General features: G+C 39.4%; 22 protein-coding genes. 11 read left to right on the top strand and 11 right to left on the bottom strand.

The features are described 5' to 3' along the window. Nucleotides 1-4 precede the first annotated feature (4 nt). On the bottom strand, nt 5-2,353 hold the full coding sequence (locus EP1_RS10310; RefSeq protein WP_067627130.1) for an ABC transporter ATP-binding protein/permease: 2,349 nt from the start codon (nt 2,351-2,353) through the stop codon (nt 5-7). Between the two features lie 137 nt (nt 2,354-2,490). On the opposite strand from EP1_RS10310, the gene EP1_RS10305 reads away from it, so the two are divergent. The 3 genes from EP1_RS10305 to EP1_RS10295 all read left to right on the top strand — a co-directional run bounded on the left by EP1_RS10305 (nt 2,491) and on the right by EP1_RS10295 (nt 4,604). Further along, entirely contained in the window at nt 2,491-3,165 is a 675-nt protein-coding gene (locus EP1_RS10305) for a response regulator transcription factor (protein WP_067627128.1), read from the top strand. Beyond that, the gene (locus EP1_RS10300) at nt 3,162-4,211 is read left to right on the top strand and encodes a sensor histidine kinase (protein WP_067627125.1); all 1,050 of its coding nucleotides are present in this window, start codon (nt 3,162-3,164) and stop codon (nt 4,209-4,211) included. Before EP1_RS10305 ends, EP1_RS10300 begins: the two co-directional genes overlap by 4 nt. Before the next feature lie 87 nt (nt 4,212-4,298). Continuing rightward, entirely contained in the window at nt 4,299-4,604 is a 306-nt protein-coding gene (locus EP1_RS10295; protein ID WP_067627123.1) for a hypothetical protein, read from the top strand. A 39-nt stretch (nt 4,605-4,643) separates the two neighbouring features. On the opposite strand, the gene EP1_RS10290 is transcribed toward EP1_RS10295, so the two are convergent. From EP1_RS10290 to EP1_RS10280, 3 genes are all read right to left on the bottom strand, one after another. After that, nucleotides 4,644-4,961 carry an AzlD domain-containing protein gene (locus EP1_RS10290; RefSeq protein WP_067627121.1) on the bottom strand — a complete coding sequence of 106 codons (318 nt, stop codon included), beginning with the start codon at nt 4,959-4,961 and terminating at the stop codon, nt 4,644-4,646. Then, entirely contained in the window at nt 4,954-5,709 is a 756-nt protein-coding gene (locus EP1_RS10285) for an AzlC family ABC transporter permease (protein WP_067627119.1), read from the bottom strand. The genes EP1_RS10290 and EP1_RS10285 overlap by 8 nt, the downstream gene beginning before the upstream one ends. Before the next feature lie 279 nt (nt 5,710-5,988). After that, nucleotides 5,989-7,362 (bottom strand): AcpB/EbpR/MafR family transcriptional regulator, encoded by a 1,374-nt coding sequence (locus tag EP1_RS10280; RefSeq protein ID WP_067627116.1) that lies wholly within the window; start codon nt 7,360-7,362, stop codon nt 5,989-5,991. 106 nt (nt 7,363-7,468) lie between these two features. On the opposite strand from EP1_RS10280, the gene EP1_RS10275 reads away from it, so the two are divergent. Next, nucleotides 7,469-8,554, top strand: a complete 1,086-nt coding sequence (locus EP1_RS10275; RefSeq protein ID WP_067627114.1) for an LPXTG cell wall anchor domain-containing protein — start codon at nt 7,469-7,471, stop codon at nt 8,552-8,554. A gap of 69 nt (nt 8,555-8,623) precedes the next feature. Continuing rightward, nucleotides 8,624-9,313 (top strand): YoaK family protein, encoded by a 690-nt coding sequence (locus EP1_RS10270; protein WP_067627112.1) that lies wholly within the window; start codon nt 8,624-8,626, stop codon nt 9,311-9,313. Nucleotides 9,314-9,359: 46 nt separating this feature from the next. Here the strand turns inward: EP1_RS10270 and EP1_RS10265 are convergent, their stop codons facing one another. Both EP1_RS10265 and EP1_RS10260 read right to left on the bottom strand, forming a co-directional pair. Further along, entirely contained in the window at nt 9,360-10,175 is an 816-nt protein-coding gene (locus tag EP1_RS10265) for a DUF4097 family beta strand repeat-containing protein (protein ID WP_067627110.1), read from the bottom strand. A gap of 77 nt (nt 10,176-10,252) precedes the next feature. Further along, nucleotides 10,253-11,203: an aromatic acid exporter family protein gene (locus EP1_RS10260; RefSeq protein WP_067627108.1), complete on the bottom strand. Its 951-nt coding sequence runs from the start codon at nt 11,201-11,203 to the stop codon at nt 10,253-10,255. Between the two features lie 243 nt (nt 11,204-11,446). On the opposite strand from EP1_RS10260, the gene EP1_RS10255 reads away from it, so the two are divergent. The 5 genes from EP1_RS10255 to EP1_RS10230 all read left to right on the top strand — a co-directional run bounded on the left by EP1_RS10255 (nt 11,447) and on the right by EP1_RS10230 (nt 16,083). Then, the gene (locus EP1_RS10255) at nt 11,447-11,908 is read left to right on the top strand and encodes a DUF441 domain-containing protein (RefSeq protein ID WP_067627106.1); all 462 of its coding nucleotides are present in this window, start codon (nt 11,447-11,449) and stop codon (nt 11,906-11,908) included. A gap of 92 nt (nt 11,909-12,000) precedes the next feature. After that, nucleotides 12,001-13,743, top strand: a complete 1,743-nt coding sequence (locus EP1_RS10250) for an ABC1 kinase family protein (protein ID WP_067627103.1) — start codon at nt 12,001-12,003, stop codon at nt 13,741-13,743. 940 nt (nt 13,744-14,683) lie between these two features. Next, on the top strand, nt 14,684-15,259 hold the full coding sequence (amaP, locus tag EP1_RS10240; protein ID WP_067627101.1) for an alkaline shock response membrane anchor protein AmaP: 576 nt from the start codon (nt 14,684-14,686) through the stop codon (nt 15,257-15,259). Between the two features lie 11 nt (nt 15,260-15,270). Next, nucleotides 15,271-15,459, top strand: coding sequence for a DUF2273 domain-containing protein (locus EP1_RS10235; protein WP_067627098.1), 189 nt, complete (start codon nt 15,271-15,273; stop codon nt 15,457-15,459). 84 nt (nt 15,460-15,543) lie between these two features. Further along, the gene (locus EP1_RS10230) at nt 15,544-16,083 is read left to right on the top strand and encodes an Asp23/Gls24 family envelope stress response protein (RefSeq protein WP_067627096.1); all 540 of its coding nucleotides are present in this window, start codon (nt 15,544-15,546) and stop codon (nt 16,081-16,083) included. Between the two features lie 128 nt (nt 16,084-16,211). On the opposite strand, the gene EP1_RS10225 is transcribed toward EP1_RS10230, so the two are convergent. The 4 genes from EP1_RS10225 to EP1_RS10210 all read right to left on the bottom strand — a co-directional run bounded on the left by EP1_RS10225 (nt 16,212) and on the right by EP1_RS10210 (nt 20,013). Continuing rightward, nucleotides 16,212-17,174: a P1 family peptidase gene (locus EP1_RS10225; protein WP_067627094.1), complete on the bottom strand. Its 963-nt coding sequence runs from the start codon at nt 17,172-17,174 to the stop codon at nt 16,212-16,214. Nucleotides 17,175-17,200: 26 nt separating this feature from the next. Then, on the bottom strand, nt 17,201-18,205 hold the full coding sequence (locus tag EP1_RS10220; protein WP_067627092.1) for a nucleoid-associated protein: 1,005 nt from the start codon (nt 18,203-18,205) through the stop codon (nt 17,201-17,203). A 64-nt stretch (nt 18,206-18,269) separates the two neighbouring features. After that, nucleotides 18,270-18,941: an ABC transporter ATP-binding protein gene (locus EP1_RS10215; RefSeq protein ID WP_067627089.1), complete on the bottom strand. Its 672-nt coding sequence runs from the start codon at nt 18,939-18,941 to the stop codon at nt 18,270-18,272. Nucleotide 18,942: 1 nt separating this feature from the next. Beyond that, nucleotides 18,943-20,013: an ABC transporter permease gene (locus EP1_RS10210; protein WP_067627087.1), complete on the bottom strand. Its 1,071-nt coding sequence runs from the start codon at nt 20,011-20,013 to the stop codon at nt 18,943-18,945. Between the two features lie 109 nt (nt 20,014-20,122). Between EP1_RS10210 and EP1_RS10205 the strand changes: the two genes are divergently transcribed. Further along, nucleotides 20,123-20,713 carry a TetR/AcrR family transcriptional regulator gene (locus EP1_RS10205; protein ID WP_067627085.1) on the top strand — a complete coding sequence of 197 codons (591 nt, stop codon included), beginning with the start codon at nt 20,123-20,125 and terminating at the stop codon, nt 20,711-20,713. A gap of 31 nt (nt 20,714-20,744) precedes the next feature. Here EP1_RS10205 and thrS read toward each other — a convergent pair whose 3' ends face one another. Beyond that, complete coding sequence (thrS, locus tag EP1_RS10200; protein WP_067627083.1) at nt 20,745-22,652, bottom strand: threonine--tRNA ligase; 1,908 nt, start codon at nt 22,650-22,652, stop codon at nt 20,745-20,747. Between the last annotated feature and the right edge of the window lie 123 nt (nt 22,653-22,775).

Below are 22,775 nucleotides of genomic sequence, written 5' to 3'. Positions count from 1 at the left end.
TTTTTTATTCTGCTCTTAATGCGATTGCTGCATCTTTTTTGGCTGCCATTCTCGCTGGGATATGTCCGCCAATCATCGTTAAAACAGTTGAAACGATGATCAAAATAACTCCATGAACCGGATTTAATTGAGCAACATTTTTCAATTCTGTCATATTATATAAAATGGCATTGATTGGGAAAGTCGCCAGATAAGCGATCGCAATCCCCAATGTCCCTGAAGCGACACCGAGAATAAACGTTTCAGCATCAAACACACGGGTAATATCTTTTTTCCGGGCCCCCAAAGCTTTTAGGACTCCGATTTCTTTGGTCCGTTCAATCACTGAGGTATACGTGATAATCCCGATCATGATCATACTAGTCACCAATGAAATACCGGCAAAGGCTACTAATACATAAGTGATGGCATCCATCAAACCACCCGTTAATTCAGTCATCGTTCCCGCTAGATCGGTATAAATGATTTTATCGGCTTTTTTCTTCCCTTGGTTGTAGTCATCCAGATAATTTAAGATTTTATCTTTGTCTTTATAATTATTAGGATAGATCATAATACTGCTTGGCAGGCTTTCACCACCTAAATACGCAAGAGTACTGTCCTTCGTCGCATCATCCAATTTTTCATTCGTCATAACATTGGTATCTGTTGCGCGTTGTGCTTTAACAATCTCAGAATTTTCATTTTCTTTGACGATTTTAGCAGTTAATTCATTGCTATAAGCGATCCCGGGGGCTAACAGATTCATCGTTGACGATTCTTTTACGCGTAAGATCCCTGAGATCTTCAAAGTATCATTATTGGCTTTATCGTACATTGCTTGGTAATCATTATTAGGAATAAAATTACCCGTTGGGATCTTGGTGTAATACTCATCGTTGTTGATTAATTTAAATTCGGTTCCAACGATTTTAGCAAAATTCAATTTTTCGCCGTCTTTGACCTCAAAACCTAAGTTTTTCAGAGAGTTGATGTTCGTACTGTTATTCGCATCCACGATCAATACTACATCCGTATCAGCTTTCGGATAAGCTCCTGACAGTAATTTATAATTGTCTTCAAGGAAGCTGCCAGAATTTTTGTCTAATTGCGTTGGAAAAGAAGAGACGCCCATACCAGGCATACTGGACATGGCATTCATCATAGAAGGGCCGCTGTCAGGTGCTTCATTGGATAATTTGATTGGTTTTACTTCACCGTTTACATCTCGGAGAAGATTCATCCCAACTACACGAGTGAAACCAATATTATTACTTAACTGCGGATTAATATCGTTGATATAGTCCACATACTTTTGATCGATTTTATTGGTGTGTTGCGCTTTATCCTCATCACTGATTTTTGCGACAATTTCATTTTTATTTTTTTCGCTTGAATTGCTGGCCTTATCTGAACCCAGTGCTTGGTTTCGATTAGCCGTTTGATCAGTGGTTATCTTTGAGATGGTAATCGGATATTTTGCCATCGCTTCTGCTTGAGTCGTGTCGATTTGCTTTTGGAATCCACTGGATAAGGAAAGTACGATTCCAATACTAATAATTCCAATACTGGAAGCAAAAGCGGTCAAAAGCGTTCGACCTTTTTTCGTGCGCAAATTATTAAAGGATAGTTTCAACGCGGTCATGAATTTCATTTTCGTGCGTTTTAGTTTGAATTCTTCCCCCTTTTTCCCCTCAATGTGGGGATGGGAATCATCCATGATACGACCATCTGAAAAACGAATCGTCCGATCCGCATATTTCGTTGCTAACTCAGGATTGTGCGTCACCATGATGACTAATTTTTCTTTCGATAATTCTTGGATCAAGTTCATGATTTGAACGCTGGTTTCGGTATCCAGTGCCCCGGTCGGCTCATCACAAAGTAAGATGTCTGGATCATTCGCTAACGCCCTTGCAATCGCGACCCGCTGCATTTGTCCACCGGAAAGCTGATTCGGCTTTTTATGCATATGCTCAGCTAAGCCGACCCGTCGTAAAGCATCCTCAGCCCGCTTTTGCTTTTCTTCTTTTGAGACCCCACTCAAAGTCATGCCCAGTTCAACATTATCAATGATTCCTAAATGGCTAATCAGGTTATAACTTTGAAAAACAAAACCAATGGAATTGTTGCGATACGCATCCCAATCCGCATCTTTAAAAGTTTTCGTCGAGGTTCCATCGATCACTAGATCACCGGAATCATAATTGTCTAAACCACCGATTACATTCAGCATCGTTGTTTTTCCTGATCCGCTGGCCCCTAGGATTGCAACGAATTCTTGGCGGCGAAACGCCACCGATACTCCATCTAATGCTTTAGTTGTAGTATCGCCGACATGGTAGTATTTTTTGATGTCTTTTAACTCTAACATTGTGTCACCCTTTTTCTCTTAGTTTACTTTAACAAGATAGCATGGCATTATTAACTCAAAATGAACAACAATTCATAGTAGGTTCACAGTAATTTGCTATTATTATTGAGTATTGAGCAAAAAGGAGGACAACGCAAATGAATCGAATACTTATCGTTGAAGATGACGAAAACTTATCAATCCTTTATCAATCGGCTTTAAAAAATGAACACTTCGACGTGTTTACTGCCGCAAATGGCGTTGAAGCCTTAGAAATTTTAGATAAACAGTTCATTGATCTGATCATCAGTGACATCATGATGCCGGACATGGATGGTTATGAATTAGCGGAGAGTCTGCGCGAAGCTGGCTATAATCTACCGATTTTATTTATCACTGCGAAGGATTCCTTTGAAGATAAGAAGCGTGGGTTTACGATTGGTGTCGATGATTACATGGTCAAACCAATTGATGTGAATGAAATGCTCTTGCGAGTCGAAGCTCTCCTGCGGCGCGCTCAGATTGTTCATACAAAAGAACTCATCGTGGGAAGTACCCAACTCAGTCAAGAAACTTATCAAATCAAAACCCCCGAACAAACGGAGACTTTGCCGCAAAAAGAATTTTTACTTTTATATAAATTGCTAGCTTACCCCAATAAAATTTTTACTCGACAACAGTTGATGGATGAGATTTGGGGTTTGGATTCAGATACCGACGAACGGACGATCGATGTCCATATCAAACGATTACGGAATCGATTAGAAAATAATCCTGATTTCTCGATTGAAACGATTCGAGGGTTAGGCTATAAGGTGGTCATTCACTCGTGAGAAAAAAATTATTTCCCCAATTATGGATGTACTTCGTTGCCATCACTTTTTTATTGATGGTGATTGTACTATTCGTTTTTGTCGGCCTGCTGGTCATAGTTAATCATTTTCGGCTGCTGTCGCCAGAACGGGAGGGGCATCTTTTTCCCTTTTATTTTATTATCTTTTTAAGTCTAGTCATCGGTGCGGCTTTGTCTGTTTTTGTCGGCAAACGCATTTTGCAGCCAATCGGTGATCTGCGGCAAGCCATGAGCAGCGTCGCTAAGGGCGACTTCACCGTCCAACTAAAAGAACAGCAGCAGATGGAAGATGTGGCCGAGCTTTACCATGATTTTAATCTGATGGTCAAGGAACTCAGCAGCATCGAAACTTTGCGTAATGATTTTGTCTCGACCGTCTCTCACGAATTTAAAACACCGATTGCAACGATCAAAGGCTACGTTCAACTTCTCCAAAATGACGCCTTGCCGCTAGAAGAACGACAAATCTATTTAGAACGCATGCTGGATGGTACCCAGCAACTAACCCATTTAACCGATAATATTTTGAAATTGAGCAAGCTGGAAAATCAAGGCTTAGGCTTAGATTTTCAAACCTTTCGACTGGATGAACAAATTCGTGAAGTCATCTTATTTCTACAGCCAAAATGGGAGCAGCTAAATTTAATACTAGATCTTTTTTTACCTCGAACCTCTTATTATGGCAATGAGGAATTTCTTTACCAAGTTTGGTTAAATCTGATGGATAATGCCATTAAATATAGTCAAAAAAACGGTCGCATCCAAGTCACTTTAACTTCCCAACCAACTGGAGACTTGATTACCATCAGCGATGAAGGAGCAGGCATGACCCCGGAGGTCATTAGTCGAATCTTTGATAAATTTTATCAAAGTGATACCAGTCGCAAGACCAAAGGCAATGGCTTAGGCTTAGCTTTAGCAAAACAGATCGTTCAACTACACGCAGGGACGATTAAAGTCAAGAGCTCTCCCAATAAAGGAAGTAAATTTATAATATTTTTGCCAAATGACCTAAAAAATTCATAATTAAATGACGCAAAAGGCGAAATAATTCACTATTAGTTAATATTTCTTTTGTAAGCTAGGGGTAACTTAAAGAAAGGATGACCCGTGATGGAAGAACAAAAGATTACAAAATCCGTGTACTTTGTTGAGGAAACACAAAACATTGAAGGCGCCTACGTTGAAGTCAATACCCTCTTTGTGGCAGACGATCAAGCTGAAGCAACTGAGGTCTATGAAAAACTAATCAAAGAACAGCCAAAGAAATCATTTGGCCTTTTACTAAATGAATACAAAATTAATGCCGAGGATGGCTTTTTTCATAAGTTATTTGAATCATGGAAACATCTACCAGCTGAATTTTATCGGAAAATGCAGATTCTAACTTATCGTCCGATTGCTGAATATCAAAACTAACAAAAAAACGAGACCGCCCACTTGGGAGTGTCTCGTTTTTTAAATCATTGACAATAAAAAGACGGCAGCTAAACCCGTAAGTACTGAAATTGCCATTGAACGCGTTTTATAAGCAACTCCCGCAACCAAAAACATCGCGATGATCCGGACATTTCCGATCAGATCAAACTGATTGTCGCTAATAAAAACATCCTTAAAGACTAATGCCGCAAACAATGAGATTGGCACAAATTTCATCCAATCACTGAACCATTGCGGAACTTGCCGCTGCGAAAAATACAGCATTGGGAAGAGCCGCGGCAAATACGAGGCACAAAAGAGGCAGAGAATCAATAATAATAAATGAGTATTACTCATGATGAACCTCCTCACCCGTTAAATCATAATGATCCGGTCCATCATTATCTGTATTGATCGTTTTACTTAGGCGTTCGATCAGGTAGCCGGTAAAAGAAGCCAATAAAGTAGCTAGGATCAAGCCAAAAGTATTTTTAAAAATCAGCATAAAGACCACTGCCAATCCTCCAGATAATAAGCCGGCAAACAATAAAAGACCGTTATTCAACTGCATCATGAACATAAAAATAAACATGGCCGTCAAAGCAAAATGAACCAGTTCCGTATCCACATGAATCACTGAACCGAAAATATTCCCTAAGATCGTACTAGCTGTCCAAGAAGCCATTGAAAACCAGTTGACAAACAAAGCTTTTTTTCGATTCCAATCAGGGTCGGTGGAATATTTCAAATAATTGACTGCATAATTTTCGTCATTCATCGATTGAGAAAACAGCGCGATAAATGAACGTTTCTCTTTTTTAAAAAATTGCGACAAACTGGAACCTAATAATGCATAACGCAGTTCCAAGAAAAAGACCATTAAGATTGTGGACACAAACGATGCATGAACACTGATCATTGAGACGACTAAAAATTGCGCGCCTCCTGAAAAAACTAGCATCGAAAGCAAGGTCGTTAATATAATGTTAAATCCCGCTTTTTGCAGCAACATGCCACAGGCTAAGCCAACCGGAATATAACTCAAACAAAGCGGCATTGCCGCGTATAACGCCTCTAACCATGGTGTCCTTTTTTTTACAGGCATGGTATGTTCTCAATTCCCTTCACGTTCACAGGATAAAAAGCATTTTCATTCTAACACATTCCACCGAAAAAGATAGCACCTAGCAGACATCTTGCTATTCACAACCATTTTTAGTTATCATTCGCATAATACAACTATTACAAAGCTTTTTTTTGAGCACATCGAATAAGCATCATCAAAATACGAATAATACCACTGGGTAAATGCCCCAACATCTGCTTTACCGTTTTAAAAAAAGGAAAGTTTTAAAATTTTCTTATGAAAACTTCATGTACGTTTTCAGTTACTGCTGCTTTTCAATGCCTGGCGAATCAATCGCAAATCGCGGGCATTAATGGTCGAACAAATCTGCAACGATTTACTATAATGGGTCGGCATATTGGATAAGATCAAGTCTGCCTCCGCTTCTGATTGGACAAATGTCACTTGATAGTCGCTACTTAGGCCTGCAATCAGTAATTCTTTTTGCATCGCTTCAAAAGTCTGTCCTAAGTCTGATAATAAGAAAAATTTGACAACCGGTCGATAAGACAGATAGGGCACTATTGTATTAGACAATAACAACGAGAATAATTCCGTTACTCGGGGATTGCGATCATCGATCTTATTTCTTACATTTTGAATAAATTTTGAAAAAAGAGCCATATACTGGGGAACAATCGTTTGCAAATATTCTTCATCAACAATTGGAAAAAGCCCCGTCAACGATTGGACTTCTATTAAATAATTATTGAATAAAAAGAGGTGTTCAAGCTTGTTAGCAAACTCCCCTTTTCCTTCGATCACAACAGTAAAATCGTGCTCAAACAACTGCTGCCATTGTCTGCTTTGAGTAGCAACACGCTGCTGGATTTGAGGGGGAATTTTTACGAAAGAATTACTATCCTCCAGATTCCAAAATATAGGAAAAATTTTCAAAAAGAACAAAAACATTCCCCAATCGCTTAAAGACCAATGACTAAATAAGGATGGTGCTTTGAGCATGGGTTCCCACATCTCACTATTAGTGGGGTCGCTTTTTATCCGATGTTCAAAAACAAATAGCAACACTCCTAGCTGACTACGCTGAACATTAGTGAATTTCACTGTGAAAAGATCTGACAGTTGTTCAATCGGATAAGCCATCCGCTCCTCGATCTCCCAAGGTAGCTCTTTGATTCCTCGGTAAATTGTCCACAGATACTGAAAGAAAAGATAGCGAATTTGATGTTCTGGACCGATCATCCGCAACGGCGAATCTGTTGCTAATTCTAACCCCAATGGTTTCAGTTGTTCTTCTAAAATGGCTGATCTTCTTCGAAATGTCGATAAGCTGATATAGTTTTTTTCGCAAAAAGTTCGCGCATCAATCTTTCCATGAAGCAGCAATTCTTCAATAAATGAGACCCCTGAGCTTTGGCGAATAATTTCTCGTAACAGACGCTGTAACGGAAAATCCGGCTTACGGCTGAGCCTTATGCCATACTTATGATGCTTTTCTAAGGTTACATCTGAAAATTCATTTGCAAGTTCTTGCAAACGATCCAGATATTTTTGGACCGTGTTGATACTTAAACCGCTCATTTTTGCTAATTCAGTGCCACTACACCAATCGTCCTTTTGATCTAAAAACATGACCAACTGTAACTGCCAATAGATTTCCTTTGTAAACACGCTACTTTCTTCCTTTCAACTATTTGGTTTGTCTGACTGAAAAACTGGCGGTAACTGACATTTTTTCGCGTTATAATTCTCAATAGTCTATTTAAGGAGGAAAATAATGAGAAAATCTGTTTATTACTTCATTGTCTTTTTATTGCTAATTCCAATCACAGCCAGTGCTGCAGCAAACAATTCCGTAACAAGGGGAATTGAAATAAGTTATATAAATGTAACCTTAGATGGAAAAAATATCAATTCCGGCGTTGTTGAAGTCACTCCTGGTCAGCAATTACAATTACATGTGGAGTTTAATTATTATGGCGGAAAAATTACCGACTATCCAGCGACCCAGCTTAAATTAGATGATGGAAAGTACAATGGAGTCGTCCAAGTTTCTAATAATCATTTTGAAAAAATCAGTGATACTCAAGCTGCTGAAGATGTTACGCTCTCAATTTCATCAACTGCTAAAATCGGTGATACGATCCCCGTGAAATTTATTATTATAGGCCCTGATATTAATAGTGAAGAGGGGGAAACGATCACATTTGTCATAAAAAAAGAGTCTACTAGCCCAACAGATTCGAGCTCAGACAGTTCGTCTTCTTCCAGCTCTACCAGTCAGACTGACTCAAGCTCAGATAGTTCATCTTCTTCTAGCTCTACCAGTCAGACTGACTCAAACTCGGATAGTTCGTCTTCTTCTAGCTCTACCAGTCAGACTGACTCAAGCTCGGATAGTTCGTCTTCTTCTAGCTCTACCAGTCAGACTGACTCAAGCTCGGATAGTTCGTCTTCTTCCAGCTCTACCAGTCAGACTGACTCAAGCTCAGATAGTTCGTCTTCTTCTAGCTCTACCAGTCAGACTGACTCAAGCTCAGATAGTTCGTCAAATTCAAGCGATAGTACCGGATCAAAAGATTCATTCCTTGGCAAACCGAGTGAAAACAATACTGAAGAAACAACCAGTGGGATCACTAGTCATTTACAAGAATCGTCCGGAAAAAATCTAAAAGATGTTACGCTTAAAAAGAAAATTGTATCTTTAGCCAAAAATAGTGAGACATCTGACCTGACAAAAAATGAACCGCTAAAAGCTAACAGACTTTTACCACAAACCGGAATGGATTCCAGTTCTATGATTTGGTTGGGGTTAGGTCTAGTCAACATGATCACTGCGATTTATTTACTACGTAAAAAATAATCTTGAAACTGATTATCAGCTTTCTGAAAAAATGTGGTAAGATAGTCAGCGAAAAGAGTTGAGTTACAGATGAATAATAGTTTTCATGAGAATCGTTCAGTTGGTTTGTTGCTGACTTTCATTGGTGGGATGCTTGATAGTTTCACCTATATCCGTTATGAAGCCTTTGCTTCGGCTCAGACCGGAAATTTGATTTTAGCAATTATCCAAGCTTATGAACGACAATGGAGCATGGTTGGGAAAAAATTACTTTCGACCCTATTCTTTTTTATTGGTATTCTATTAGCAAAATTTCTGATTGATTACTTTAAAAGAAAAGAACAACATTTTTGGCGCTTATTTCTGCTTTATTTTGAGGCTGCAATCTTTTTTATCATCAGTTTGCCCTTCTTACAGCCGCATCCGGCCATCATTACGATCATGATTGCCTTCACTGCGGCGCTTCAGTGGATTGCTTTTGATAAGATCAATGGGTTGACCTATACTAATTTATTCACCACAGGAAATCTAAAAGGTGTCGCAACCAATCTATATGATTATTTAAGCACTAGAGATCCAGCTGCCCAAACACGTTTTGTCCACTTTCTTTTAGTTGTTTTGTCGTTTATCGCCGGGGCCATCGTCTCCGTTTTTGCCTATCGAACTTTAGGTAATAACGCCGTTTTGATTATTTCTGGTTTATTCCTTTATTTAGCTATTTCAGAAACCTTCTTAGTTTGGCGCTTTCAACGCAAGACGAATTTTTTACACAAAAAATAACTCTTCAGCTCTTGCTGAAGAGTTTTTCTATCTCTAGTTTTATCGACTAATCCACAAATACGATTTCAATATCACCGTTACTCGTCCGAACTTCTAATTCCTTTGATCCGCTAGTATGATTTCCTAGATTATTAGAACCATTACTGGTTTTAGTTTCCATTGAAAAGTCCTCACGATCACCAATGATCGTTCCATTTACTTTCGCATTACTAGTTTTAAGTGAAAGAGCGTCGGATGGTTTTAAGTCAAGAAGGTTGATTTTACCATTAGAAGTTTGGAAGTCGCCCTCTTTAAACGTTAAATGTGCCAAATTCATTTTGCTGTTACTCGTTTCAAAAGAACCCTCAGAAAAAGTCAGCTGAGACAAGTCAACTTTACCGTTAGTCGTTTCAGCATCAATTGTCTGCGCTGTAACATCATGAACCGTCAGTTTGCTGTTGGTTGTTTCTAAATCGAGATTTTCCAGCGTCAGGTTTTTTGCTGAAATTTTTCCGTTGGTTGTTTCCAACTGCAACTCCTTCAAATCTGTTTTAGGAATTTCAATCGTTACTTTGGCATTGTTATTACCAAAATTGAAAAAGTCGAAATTAAAACCGAAACTTTTTTGCCGTTCCAGCCTCAAACTATCACTTGTCTGCTTAATTCGATATTTTATTCCTCGGCCTTTTGAGTAATGGATCTTAGTATAATTGCTTGAAACACCCACAACTTCTAGCGGCATATTGCGATCGTCCACGCTTAATTTTTTTACTGTCTTGCCAGTCGAAAAGGTTTCATTGTTGATCTGGTGATGGAACACTAGACTGCTCATACTAACCAATGCCACCCCTACTAAAACCACCCCGATAATTATCTTTTTCATTTTTCCCTCCTAAATTCTTTCCCTCAGCATAAAGAAACTTTCATTCCTTTGCATAGGGCAAAAGACTGATTTGTCCATTATTTCTTCCGGCTAAAGCCTGCTTTAATCTCAATAAAATCTTGAAATAAACGAAACAATTGAAACAGCATTGCTCGTTCTTCGAAAGCTTGACGACTTTCCGGTAATTTTTTTTGCTGATATCGTTGATTGGTCTCGGCGATTTTGTTTAAAATTGCCGACCCGTCATTTTCTTCGGACAATGTTTGGGCGGTAAATTCCAGCAACTCGCGTAATTCACCAACATCCTCGGGCGCCGCAGTCAATCGATTCAAAATTTCTAACATATCGGATAAAACATTTAATTGCAGACGCCGCATCGCAAAATATTCAAAATAATAGTTATTTCCTGGAAAGAAACGATTCTCTTCAAATTCCTGTGCTTGAACTTGCGCTGCTCGAACAAATTCTCGCAAAGTCAGACACTCTTGCCGCAGCAGCTCTTCCTTATCCGGCTGGTTCAAATAAGCCGACATCTGGCCTAGGATCTGCTTCATTGAGACTTCCACCACCAATTGATCTTCTTGGATTTTCTTCTCAGTGTTCGGCATATAAAGATTGGCGGCTAAGGCACAGGCGACCCCAATTACCAACAACAAATATTCATTGACAATCAGCTGCAGCGGCATCGCGCCTGCCGCTAAGTAATGGGTCACTAGAACTGAGCTGACTGAAATTCCATCCGCTAAATCAAAATAAATCGACAATGGGATAAATAGCAACAAATACAAACCAAAGCTAATTGGATGAAAGCCAAAGAGTAAAAAACAAAAGCCTGCAAGTACGGTCGCTAACGTCAGCGAGAACAAACGATTCAGTGCTGTTTTGGCAGTTGAACGTTTTGTATTGGTTACTGTCAAAATCGTGATGATCGCCGCTGAAGTCGGCGATGCTAAATTCAAACCACTGGCAATTAACAAGGCGATGGGGGCTGCTACCGCCGTTTTGATTGTTCGTAATCCAATCTTCATTTTCTGCTCCTCTCTCTATGCTTAATTAACGATGGCCCACTCGTAAGATAATATTTTACTTTACTGCTACTTTATCATCTCATACTTTTATTCGGGCCTTTCCTGCTCAACAACAAAACTGGCTTATTCCTAGCTTACCTTAAAGTTGCCACGGAAAAAAGTCGCAACTTGTAGCATTATCTTGTATAGTAAGGATGATGTGGAAATCTAACTGACTATACGAGTATATATAGGAGTGAAAAGATGGAAAGTTGGCTTTTTTTAGGTGTCATTTTATTGATTGCCTTCCTCGCTAAAAATCAAAGCTTATTGATCGCGACGATTGCAATCCTCATTTTAAAATTAATTCCTCACTCAGACAAATTTTTGTCGATCTTAAATAAGCAAGGAATCAATTGGGGCGTCACCTTGATTTCAGCGACGATCTTGGTACCCATTGCGACCGGTGACATCGTTTTAAAGGACCTGTTGAATACATTAAAATCCCCGCTTGGTTGGGTCGCGACTTTATGCGGTGTATTGGTTGCCGTCTTATCGTCTAAAGGGGTCGGACTGATCAATCAATCGCCGGAAGTCACCGTTGCTTTAGTTTTCGGTACGATCATGGGCGTTGTTTTTCTAAAAGGAATTGCTGCCGGACCGGTGATTGCTGCCGGAATCACTTATTGTATCATGCAAATGATTCAGGTTATAACAAATCATTAATGAAATAAACCTCTGCTTCCGTTTAGAAGCAGAGGTTTATTTGTATCCAGTAAAAATCTTTTGTAAGATAGAACTGAGAGGCGGTGGACGTAATGAAGGAACAATCTAAGACGGCCCGTTTGCGGCAAATCATCAAAATCATCAATCACTATAACGTCGTCAAAAATATCACTCAGCAAAAAGAGCCAGAAAATGTCCGGAAAGCCTTTGAAGAATTGGGCCCGACCTTCATCAAAGTCGGACAAATGATGTCGGTCAGAACCGATATTTTTACCTTAGCTTTCACAAAAGAACTGCGTAAGCTGCAAGATGACGTAAAAACCGATGACTTTGCATCAGTTAAGAAACTTGTTGAAGAACAGCTGGGACTACCATTAACTGAATTATTCGCAAGCTTTGACGAACAGCCCTTTGCTTCGGCTTCGATTGCTCAAGCGCACCATGCCCGTCTAAAAAATGAGCAAGCCGTTGTCGTCAAGGTCCAGCATCCTGGCATCGCAGCAGAAATTGAATTAGATCTATCTTTATTTGAAAAAGCCTTGCCAATCGCCAATTGGGTGCCTGAAAGTAAAGTAATTGATCTTAAAAATATTTTGAAAGAAATTCGTGAATCCTTACAAAATGAATTGGATTTCCAGAAAGAACTCAGCCTGGCAGAAGAGTTTTATCGACTAAACAATGGCTGGAAAGAAATTCGAGTCCCTAAGATGGAACCGGCCTATTCAGCCAAAAAAGTGATCGTCATGGAATTAATGCCTGGAACAAATCTAAAAGGTTTGATCAATGCCCCAGACGATCAAATCGTTCAAGCAGACCTCAGCTACAAAGAACTTAAAAGAACTGTCAGTGAGTTGTTGATCGATCATTTTATGAAAGAAGTCTTTGAAGATGGCTTTTTTCATGCTGATCCGCATCCCGGCAATATTTTATTGCAACTACTGAGTCCCAGCGAAAATCAACAAGATCAGCCCTTGAAAACTAAGACTAAACAAGGAAAAGTGGGTGCCTTCCCTTATGAAATCAGCTATGGCAAAAATGAAAAACTACGGCCATTCCGCCTGAACTTTATTGATTTTGGCATGATGGGGACGATCAATCGTGAGATGCAGGCAAAAATGAGCAATGTCATCATCGCGATTTACAGTAAAGACAATCAGCGAATCACCAATGCTGTCCATGCGATCTGTAAACAAATTGGTAGTTTCGAAGAAGAAAAATTTACCGATGAGTTAGATGATTTCTTAAACCGTTATTTGAACTTGCCCGTCAAAGAAATCGATTTGCAGAAAGTCTTTTCACAAGTCGTCATCATCTGCCACGATAATAATTTACAGATTGATGATTCCGTAACGATGCTGATCAAAGCCTTTGGTACATTAGAAGGCGTGATTGAAGATCTTAATCCGGATCTCTCCTTATTTGAAGTAGTCGCTCCATTTGCCCAAAAATATTTTATTCAACAGCTGAATTTGAAAAATGAGCTGCAGGAAACCGGCCTAGATTATTTATCGACATTAAAAGCCTTACCCAAACTTTCCAGTCATGCACTAAACGTTCTAGACACTTTTGCCAAAGGTAAAGGCAAACTAAACCTTGAATTAAAAAACCAGCGGACTTTATTGGAACGAGCCGAAGCAATGGTTAATCGCTTAGTCATTGGTTTGATTCTTTCAGCGTTGGTCATCGGTTCCTCTATCTTGGTTCAAACCTCACCAACTGGTGATACTTTGATTTCTGATTTGGGAATCTTTGGTTATTCCGTAGCTGCTTTGTCGATTCTTTTTTTAGTACTGGAAAGTCTCTATCGCCGTTATCGCAAATGGAAGGATCACTAATCGTCTATTATAAAAAGTTAAATTACGTTAAAACTAAAGAATATGTCAAAATGAAGCACACCCTTAAGTTAGATCTAAAAATCTTACTTAGGGGCGTTTTTAATAGCTAAATGTAATTATGATTTCAAAAATCAGTCGACAGCATTACAATAAGCTGCAGGTAGCTTAGTTATCAACACACCGATTCGATATTATAACTAACTCAACAATAAAAAATGGATAAAACTGTTGAGTTACCTGGCTTTGAATCTTTAAATCGAAGAAAAAGTCCCTTGCCAGTAACAATACTCTTCCAGCTCGTTCATAAAAAAAGGCTACACCATAAGTATGATTTGCAAACCGAACGAGTACAAAAAATAGATCTAACAAACAATTAATAAGTTTATATGCGATCAGATTGATTTTTTCATTTGAAACGACCAACTACGTATCCTTCCCTTTCCGCCTTACAATTACGATGCAAGTAGTTTGCATTCCATTGGCTACAGGATAGCCTCCTGAGAAAATGAATTTCTCGATGGCTAGTAATTGAATCTGATACTAATTAATCATATTTTCAACTTTCGTCAATTCTTCTTGTTCAAGAATCACGTTTTTACTTCCAGCTGATATCGCAAATCCGTCCCGATATCAAACAATAAAACTTGTATTTATTTCAGCTATTTCTTTAATTAATCAAATTTTACCGAATCCAAATCTGAAATAATTTTGCCAATCCATAAACTTACTTCATCAATATCAATTCTACCAAACGCATGCATCTGATTTTTTTATCCGTTGACCACCATGAATGGCTCGTATATCCCTTATCTCCACTTTATCATCTTTTTTCTCACAATTTTTTTAGATAAACACAAGTCATATCTTTTTACAAAAACAGAGGAACATTTTATCATTAAAATATAAATAAATTATTTTTTTTGATCTAAGGAGGTGTCTTATGAATAAACTGCTTAAAATCATTCTTATTATTTTTTCATTAGTTTTGCTTTCTGTCTTTCTATCCGTCGCAGCAATCTACTATTTAGTTCCCTCAAATCCATTAGATTTAAGTGATATACAACGGTTTGTGTTAACAAATGAATATGCTCAACTTTATCTTTTCTGGGCAGCTATCGTTTTGGCAATCTTAATAGTAATCGTTATTTTGATGGTTCTATTTTATCCAAAACGAGTAACTAAGTTCATTTTGAAAGACAATCGTGGTCAATTATCTTTGGATAAACGTGCAATTGAAGGATACGTCCGTACGAGTATTAACCAAAAAGATTTTATGGATAGTCCGAAGGTCAATGTAGCCGCAACAAAAAATAGAATCAGAGTCCATGTTCGTGGACAACTGAAAAAAACATCAGATCTAGTCGGTAGAACTGATCTCTGGGCTCAAAATGTTGAAGCTTTACTCCAAGATTTATTAGGAGCAAAGGAGCAAGTTTCAATCAAAGTGAAATTTCAATCTCTTGAATCACGAAAAACACCAACGGAAACAATCGTAGATCGGCCGCGAGTAGAATAGGAGGAACAGCGATGCAAGAATTTTTAACACGAGACAAACTACCTGTGATCTTCGGTATCCTCGGTTTTATCTTGGCTGTGCTATTCTTTACCATCGGCTTTTTTAAAACCATTTTACTCATTTTGATCACCGTTATTGGGGTAGCACTAGGGATCTATCTTAAAAACAATCACATTTTAGACGACTATTTAAAGAAATAATTTTCGACCCCATCATTGGAACTAACCTTTTTAGTATAAAAAAGGTTAACACTATTTAATACACAACAGGAGGAGAACTTAATTATGGACAACAACACAACAATCAAACCAACTGAACCAAAAAAGGCTGTTAAAGGTGAGTTAACTTATGAGGACAAAGTTATTCAAAAAATTATCGGTATCGCTTTAGAAAACGTGGATGGCTTGTTAACTGTTGACGGCGGATTTTTCTCTAATATCAAAGATAAGCTAGTTAATAATGATGACGTGACAGCAGGTATCAGTACAGAGGTTGGTAAAAAGCAAGTCGCCGTAGATATGGATGTCGTCGTTGAATATGGTAAAGATATTGAAGATATATACGATCAAATGAAAAAATTGATTTCTGAAGAAGTTGACCACATGACCCACTTAGATGTCATTGAAGTTAATGTGAATGTCGTAGATATAAAAACTCGCGAAGAATACGAAGAAGATAGTGAAACAGTTCAAGAAAAAGTCACCAGTGCAGCTCAAACAACTGGAAAATTTGCTTCTAAACAAACAAATCGAGCAAAAAATGCGGTTAGCAATCAAACAGAGAAAATTAGTGATAATTTAGAATCTGAACCCCGTGTCGAATAAACTTCCCCAATGACCAGCCGAACTTTAGCTGGTCATTTTTTATTAGTCAGCTAAAATTTCAAAATTATAACTACAAATTTAAGCCGCTCCTCAAAATCCAACTTTTTTGGGGGCGGCTCAATAATACCTTATTCTTTTGATTGACTATCATGATAAGCTAAATAATCACCGTAAGTAGTTGCTGCTTTTGTACCTTTGACAATGGCCTGACGAACGGCTTCCACGGCTAGAATTGATACTGCCTCGAAGCTGGCTTCAATTTCGTTGGCACCTAACACAAACAGCGTATCGCCATCATAGGTGGTATGGGATGGTCGGATCGCCCGGGCAATTCCGTTGTGACTAAGATCTGCTAATTTGTTCATCTTGGCCTTCGGAAAGGTCGCATTGGTCATGACGCAACCAATCACGGTATTGCCGTCAAACAACGCGGCTTCATTTTGGTAATGCTCCAGAAATATTTCTTCTGAAAAACCGATTCGCTTTTCTCCTACTTTACGGGCTCCGGCAATTATCTCCCCCACCGTTTCGTCATAGACATCTCCTACCGCATTGACCGCGATGACCGCTGTCACCCATAGATTGCCGTGACGCATCGTCTGGAGTCCAATGCCGCCTTTCATGGCGTTTTGCGGTCCATTAATCGTGCCGACACTACACCCCGTACCAGCGCCAAAATTTCCGGCTTGAAATACTTGTCCGGCAAAAGCCGCTTGGCAGGCTTGATACCCGGCTTGATAATCGGGACGAACATCCGAACGCCCCATGCGTAAATCGAATAGGCTGGCACCTACAACATTGGGAATAAAGGTGATCCCCATATCGCGGCCAATCTTATTTTTCTCTAAAAAATCAACCACCCCGGCATTCGCCGCTAAACCAAAGGCACTGCCGCCGGATAAGGTCACACCATGCACGAACCGCCGATTATTTTCTGACTTCAAAGCGTCGGTATCTCGCGTATTCGGTGATCCTCCGCGTACCGAAACCCCACCCGTCACGCCATCCTCACACAAAATTACGGTACAGCCAGTCATCGCCTCAGAATCAGTATATTGACCGATTCGAAAAAACTTTTGATACTCCTCCATCGTGTTCCTCCGTCTGCTTTTATTGATTACAAGCGATTGATGACTTCATCAACATTTTTGATTGTCACCGAAATCGTTCCATCAGGATTATTAATAAACTCAATCAACTCAGGATTGCGATAAACCTCCAACGGGACAATCATTTCGATTCCATTCGACAGTTTCAGCTTTTGTTTGCCGTACTTCTTCTCAGTGATTTCCCGTGCATCTCGCAACAGTGGCGCTTGATCGACATAGCCTTTTTCAACGACCTCTTCTTGAAAAGCCAGCTGTGCCGAGACATTGTCTTTAAAGACTTTTTGTGCCACGACCTTGGCATCGATCTGTCCGCTTTCTTCTACTACATCATAAACGGCTTCTTTTACATCGGCAATCACATCATGCTTTTGATTTTCAAATTTGGCGCCGATTTTTTCAGCGACTTTCTTGATTACGCGAACATTTTCTTCTAAAGAAGGCGCCGGCCGACTCTCGATCACCTGAGTTGAAAAATACAAGCGTTTTTCTCCGGAGAAAGGATATTTTTTTTCAATCAATTCGTAGCTCAAGTTGCTTAAATTTACCACAATTCCCTCATCGGCTTTTTGGCTTTTGTTAGATAATAAGGCCCGATGAATGATCAATTCATTTTTCAAGCCGTTCTCATCTGAATCAACGATATGGGTGTAACCTTCATGGTAATTCACTTTCAAAAATGCTACATACAGCTGAGTATCTTCTTCGTATAAGACGACAAAGGCATCTGCACTAGGCGCCTCTTCACTTTCTTTGTAGGCGTCATACCAGCGCTGGACAATTTTCTCGCTAGCGGCTAAGAAGTCATGCTCCGCTTGCTGGCTCAGTAACGCAAACGTGGAGTCTTCTGCTAAGGTCCCCGTTTTAGTTTGAGGGGAAGATAATTTTTGAATTTTTTTTGTCAAATATTCCCGTACGTATTCTTTTGTTAGATCTAATTCACTTTGACTATAGATTGGATCGCCTGATTCCCGATCAACAATGTGAAGTGCTGCTTTTTTTAAATAAATATCCATACATTCCCTGCTTTCCTAATATCTCAACTTGACTATCATACACAGGAAATGGCGGAATTAGCAACTATTCTTTCAACATCAGTTTCCCGTCTTTCATTTGATAAACCTTGTCACTCCACTGTGTCATCCGCTCATCGTGGGTGACCATGACAATCGCTTTGTTACGCTCATGAGCTTCTTTCGCCAGAAGCTTCACTACATCAAAAGCGTGCTCAGAATCCAAACTAGCAGTCGGCTCATCGGCCAAGATCAACTGAGGATCATTGAATAGTGAACGGGCAATCGCCACACGCTGGCGTTCGCCACCGGATAGGGCTTTAGGAAATTGCTCTCGCAACTCCCAAATATCTAATGACTTCAACAAGTCTTCAATCTTGGCCGTATTTTTTTCTTTTTCGATTTTTTCAACTAGTTGAAATTGTTCTTGAACTTTCAAAAAGGGAATCAAATTGGAACTTTGTAAGATAAAGCCAATCTCCTTGAACCGCGCTTTTGAACGTTCTTTTTCAGACATCTTTCCAAAATCAGTCCCATTGATCGTTATCGTTCCATCTGTCGGTGTCTGCAAGCCACCTGCAATTGTCAAAAAAGTACTTTTGCCTGAACCGGATGGGCCAATAACACTTACAAATTCTCCTGCGGCAACTGCGAATTGGATGTTTTTTAATGCTGTTACTTCCGTGTGTCCTTGCCCAAATTTCTTCACAATATTTTTCATCTGTAAAATATCACTCATTCTATTCCCCTCCAATCGCTGTAACTGGATCGACTTTGGTAACGGTCCGCATCGAGAACAATCCGCCCACCATCGCAACAACTACTAAAATCACACTATAAAGCGCCCATTCCATACCGTGCACCGCAAAAGGCATCGCACTTGGCAGAATCAAACTAGTCAGGATACTTAACCCAAGAGCCGCACCAACGCCGATCACACCGACAAGAAAAGCCTGGGCTAAAATTGAACGAACCAAATAACTAGTTGCGACTCCTTGAGCCTTCATCACACCAAAAATGGCTGTTTTCTGTAAGGTGATGACATACATGAAGATCCCGATGATTGCTGTCACAACAACAAATAAGAAATAAATCATTGTATTTAAGGTCAATTTTTCTGGCGTATATCCCGGGATATTTTCAATAAAGGTCTCAGGCATCAGTTTCTCTAACTTCGTTTGTCCAGTAGGATTATCTACGGTTGTTTTGCCCTTTGTCACTATTAGATTGATTGGCTCATTTTCGCTAGGCTGTGCGCCATACTTTGATGTTTTAAAAGCTGTAGGATTCAAATAAATCACGGGGGCTAACGTATAGGTCGTTGCTTTTGTCACGCCAACGATCTTTAACGTTTGATCACTAATTCTTATTTGTTGATTCAATTTATAGCCTTCCGCTAAAAGATTTTCTGAAACGATAGCTTCGTTGCTTTCTTTATATAACCGTCCTTTAATCAACTTAGGCACGACAAAGCGATTATTTTCTGTCCCAAAAATGGAAACATTCGTTTTCTCTCCGCCACTCTTTTGTTCAATGGCAGTGGCATAGATCCCTATCCCAGCTTTTTCTTTAGCAGTGACCCGCTCTAGATCACTTTTTTGCAACTGTGACGCACTAGCGATTTTATTACTGTCCTCCGACAAAATTATTTTTGAGGCCTGCCAATCGTCAATCGCCATGCGATTCCCGTCAGCTAAGCCATTGGCTAATCCTGATAACATGAAGACCACGTAACCTACGAGAATCATAATCCCCACGATCAATCCATATCTCAATTTCGCATAGCGGATTTCTTTCCAAGCTAAAAACATTTCACTCACCCTTTCAAAAAATAGCATACACTTTCAGTGACATTTTGTCACCGAGTTTGCTCATGTGCTATACTAAAAGAGAATCAGTGATTCTTTAGGAGGTGCTTAGATGCCGAAAAAAACATTCCAAAATCTTCCCGCAACCCGGCAAGCAGAGATTCGTGATATCCTGTTAGCAGTTTTTTATAAAAAGCCCGTCAGTCAGGTAAAAGTCAGTGAAATCGTCACGGCTTTACAAATGTCTCGAGGAATTTTTTATAAATATTTTGAGGATTTGAATGACGCTTATGATTATCTGATCCATTTTTATGCTGGACAAATTCATGGTGAAATCATTGAATATATGACTCGGCAAGAAGGTGATTTTTTTCAAGGAATCGAGACTTTTTTATTGCTTTATGTCAACTTAGATTCTCAGTCTGATCGTTATCGGCAACTAGTTCTCTTAGCTGAAAATAGCCATCTCTTTTCTTACCGACCAAAAATAAACCATGGCGTCGATGCCTGGTCGGATCTCTTGAAAAAAAATGATTTTTTAATGCCGACGTTGGAAGAACAAATCAGTTTTTTATATTTTTCAATGAAGTTAGTAATCGATTCGTTGACTGATATGCTAGTAAATCACTGGAATGAAGAAGAACTGTTAACCGATTTTCGTTTTAAATCCCGCTGGCTGTTAGAAGGTATCAAAAAACGCTGAAGCTCGCTTCAGCGTTTTGTTAGTTATCCATTTAGTAATACTGATGATTTTTTTCTTGGACTTGTTGCTTCAGTAATTCCATAAAAGCTGATTTTGACAGCTGTTGCACCGTCTCACTGCCGTGTTTGCGAACGGAAAAATTTCCTTCTTTCAATTCTTTATCGCCAATAACCACAATATAGGGAATCTTTTTCAACTCAGCCTCACGGATTTTTTTACCTAATTTTTCATTACGCAAATCTTTTTCAACTCGAATTCCAGCATCATGAAATTCGTGGAATAGATCTTCTACCCCAGCTGTATGGGCTTGTGAAACACTCACTAGCTCGACTTGTTTAGGCGCCAGCCATAATGGAAAAGCCCCCGCATAATGTTCAATCAAGATCCCTAAGAAACGATCGAGTGAGCCGAAAACAGCCCGGTGAATCATGACCGGCTGTACTTCTTGATTTTTTTCATCGACGTAGCTCAAATCAAATTTACCCGGCATTTGAAAGTCTAGTTGTACCGTGGCACACTGATGGCTACGATTTAGTGCGTCTTTGATATAAATATCAATCTTCGGTCCATAGAAAGTCCCATCGCCTTCATTGATATTGTATTTATATCCCTGATCGGTCAAAACTTTTCCCAGCGCAGCTTCCGCCTCATCCCACAATTCGATTTCACCCATAAAATTATCGGGGCGGGTAGAAAGCTCGACTGAATATTCAAAACCAAAAATCTTGTACACTTCATCAATAATTTTCAAGGCCAGCGCGATTTCTTGTTCGATTTGATCAGGACGGACAAAGATATGGGCATCGTCCTGGCAAAATGTTCGGACTCGTAATAATCCGTTCAAGGCTCCACTGAATTCGTGACGATGAACTTGGCCAAATTCGGCCATCCGTATCGGTAAGTCACGATACGAGCGTTTGCGATCCTTAAAAATCAAACAATGACCGGGACAGTTCATCGGTTTTAACGCATATTCTTCCTCACCAACTTTGGTGAAATACATATTATTTTTATAATGGCCCCAGTGACCGGAGCGTTCCCATAAACGTTGGTTCAAGATCAACGGTGTTTTGACTTCTTTGTAATCATATTTAGCTTGCAGCTCACGCAGAAACTTTTGCAGTTCATTGCGAATGATCAGTCCGTTCTCTAAATAAAACGGCATCCCCGGGGCTTCTTCCGAAAACATGAACAAGTCTAATTCTTTTCCTAACTTTTGATGACTGCGTTTTTCTGATTCCTCCAAATAGGCTAAATGAGCTTCTAGCTGGGCTTTTTCAGCAAACACCACTCCCATCACCCGCTGCAACATTTCATTATCAGGATTTCCCAGCCAATAAGCGCCAGAAACCTTTTGCAATGAAAAATATTTAGCTGTCGCTAATTCCAAAGCAGTTGGCTCAAGGAAAAATTCAGTGACTTCACCAAAGGAATAAACAAAAACGGTTTGATCATTAGCTAAATCAGCTAGTGCCGCCAATTTTAGTTCATTGTCTTGAAACACTTCTTTCGCCTCAGAAACCGGCATAGCCACGCTTTCAATCGGTGGATTATTTTTAATTTGCTGATTGATATGGTGTTCTAAATCTTTTAACAATAGTGCACTCAACGGCTGATTGACCCGCAGGTCGACCCAAATCTGCTGTTTTTTTTGCTGAGCCTTAGCAAAAAGGGCTTCTGGATAGCGACTTTTGATTGCCTCTTCCAATAGCAAAATGACTAACTGGCAAATCGCCGTCATTCCTTCTTTAGAAGTACAATCAAAAAAAGCAATTTCCGCGTTTTCTTTAACGGGAGTTGATAAGTCAACGATTTCGCCATCAATACTGCCAACGACTGCCGTGTTCATCCATTGATTTTTTATCTTAAACAAAGTGGTATTCTCTGCCACCTTTTGTTTACTTCCATTTGGTAAGATAATTTCGATTTCCTTTGACATCCAACTCAACTCCAATCCGCTTTTTCAATAAACTATTATTGCGCGCCTTTTCTTCCTAATTTTAACAAAAGGCTGAAGGGTTTCCAATAAAAAAAGTCCCTATATAAATAGGGACGCGAATAA

Source organism: Enterococcus pseudoavium NBRC 100491 (assembly GCF_001544295.1).
Taxonomy (GTDB): Bacteria; Bacillota; Bacilli; order Lactobacillales; family Enterococcaceae; genus Enterococcus_A; species Enterococcus_A pseudoavium.
Note: the sequence above shows the minus strand (reverse complement) of the source record. Positions and strands in the feature narration are given on the sequence as shown.

Coding starts and splice junctions, on each gene's coding strand:
- EP1_RS10255 (WP_067627106.1), top strand. CDS start 11,447: ATGGAAAGTTGGCTTTTTTTAGGTGTCATTTTATTGATTGCCTTCCTC.
- EP1_RS10285 (WP_067627119.1), bottom strand. CDS start 5,709: ATGCCTGTAAAAAAAAGGACACCATGGTTAGAGGCGTTATACGCGGCA.
- EP1_RS10260 (WP_067627108.1), bottom strand. CDS start 11,203: ATGAAGATTGGATTACGAACAATCAAAACGGCGGTAGCAGCCCCCATC.
- EP1_RS10230 (WP_067627096.1), top strand. CDS start 15,544: ATGGACAACAACACAACAATCAAACCAACTGAACCAAAAAAGGCTGTT.
- amaP (WP_067627101.1), top strand. CDS start 14,684: ATGAATAAACTGCTTAAAATCATTCTTATTATTTTTTCATTAGTTTTG.
- EP1_RS10290 (WP_067627121.1), bottom strand. CDS start 4,961: ATGAGTAATACTCATTTATTATTATTGATTCTCTGCCTCTTTTGTGCC.
- EP1_RS10215 (WP_067627089.1), bottom strand. CDS start 18,941: ATGAGTGATATTTTACAGATGAAAAATATTGTGAAGAAATTTGGGCAA.
- EP1_RS10275 (WP_067627114.1), top strand. CDS start 7,469: ATGAGAAAATCTGTTTATTACTTCATTGTCTTTTTATTGCTAATTCCA.
- EP1_RS10235 (WP_067627098.1), top strand. CDS start 15,271: ATGCAAGAATTTTTAACACGAGACAAACTACCTGTGATCTTCGGTATC.
- thrS (WP_067627083.1), bottom strand. CDS start 22,652: ATGTCAAAGGAAATCGAAATTATCTTACCAAATGGAAGTAAACAAAAG.
- EP1_RS10310 (WP_067627130.1), bottom strand. CDS start 2,353: ATGTTAGAGTTAAAAGACATCAAAAAATACTACCATGTCGGCGATACT.
- EP1_RS10210 (WP_067627087.1), bottom strand. CDS start 20,013: ATGTTTTTAGCTTGGAAAGAAATCCGCTATGCGAAATTGAGATATGGA.
- EP1_RS10265 (WP_067627110.1), bottom strand. CDS start 10,175: ATGAAAAAGATAATTATCGGGGTGGTTTTAGTAGGGGTGGCATTGGTT.
- EP1_RS10220 (WP_067627092.1), bottom strand. CDS start 18,205: ATGGATATTTATTTAAAAAAAGCAGCACTTCACATTGTTGATCGGGAA.
- EP1_RS10270 (WP_067627112.1), top strand. CDS start 8,624: ATGAATAATAGTTTTCATGAGAATCGTTCAGTTGGTTTGTTGCTGACT.
- EP1_RS10225 (WP_067627094.1), bottom strand. CDS start 17,174: ATGGAGGAGTATCAAAAGTTTTTTCGAATCGGTCAATATACTGATTCT.
- EP1_RS10305 (WP_067627128.1), top strand. CDS start 2,491: ATGAATCGAATACTTATCGTTGAAGATGACGAAAACTTATCAATCCTT.
- EP1_RS10295 (WP_067627123.1), top strand. CDS start 4,299: ATGGAAGAACAAAAGATTACAAAATCCGTGTACTTTGTTGAGGAAACA.
- EP1_RS10250 (WP_067627103.1), top strand. CDS start 12,001: ATGAAGGAACAATCTAAGACGGCCCGTTTGCGGCAAATCATCAAAATC.
- EP1_RS10205 (WP_067627085.1), top strand. CDS start 20,123: ATGCCGAAAAAAACATTCCAAAATCTTCCCGCAACCCGGCAAGCAGAG.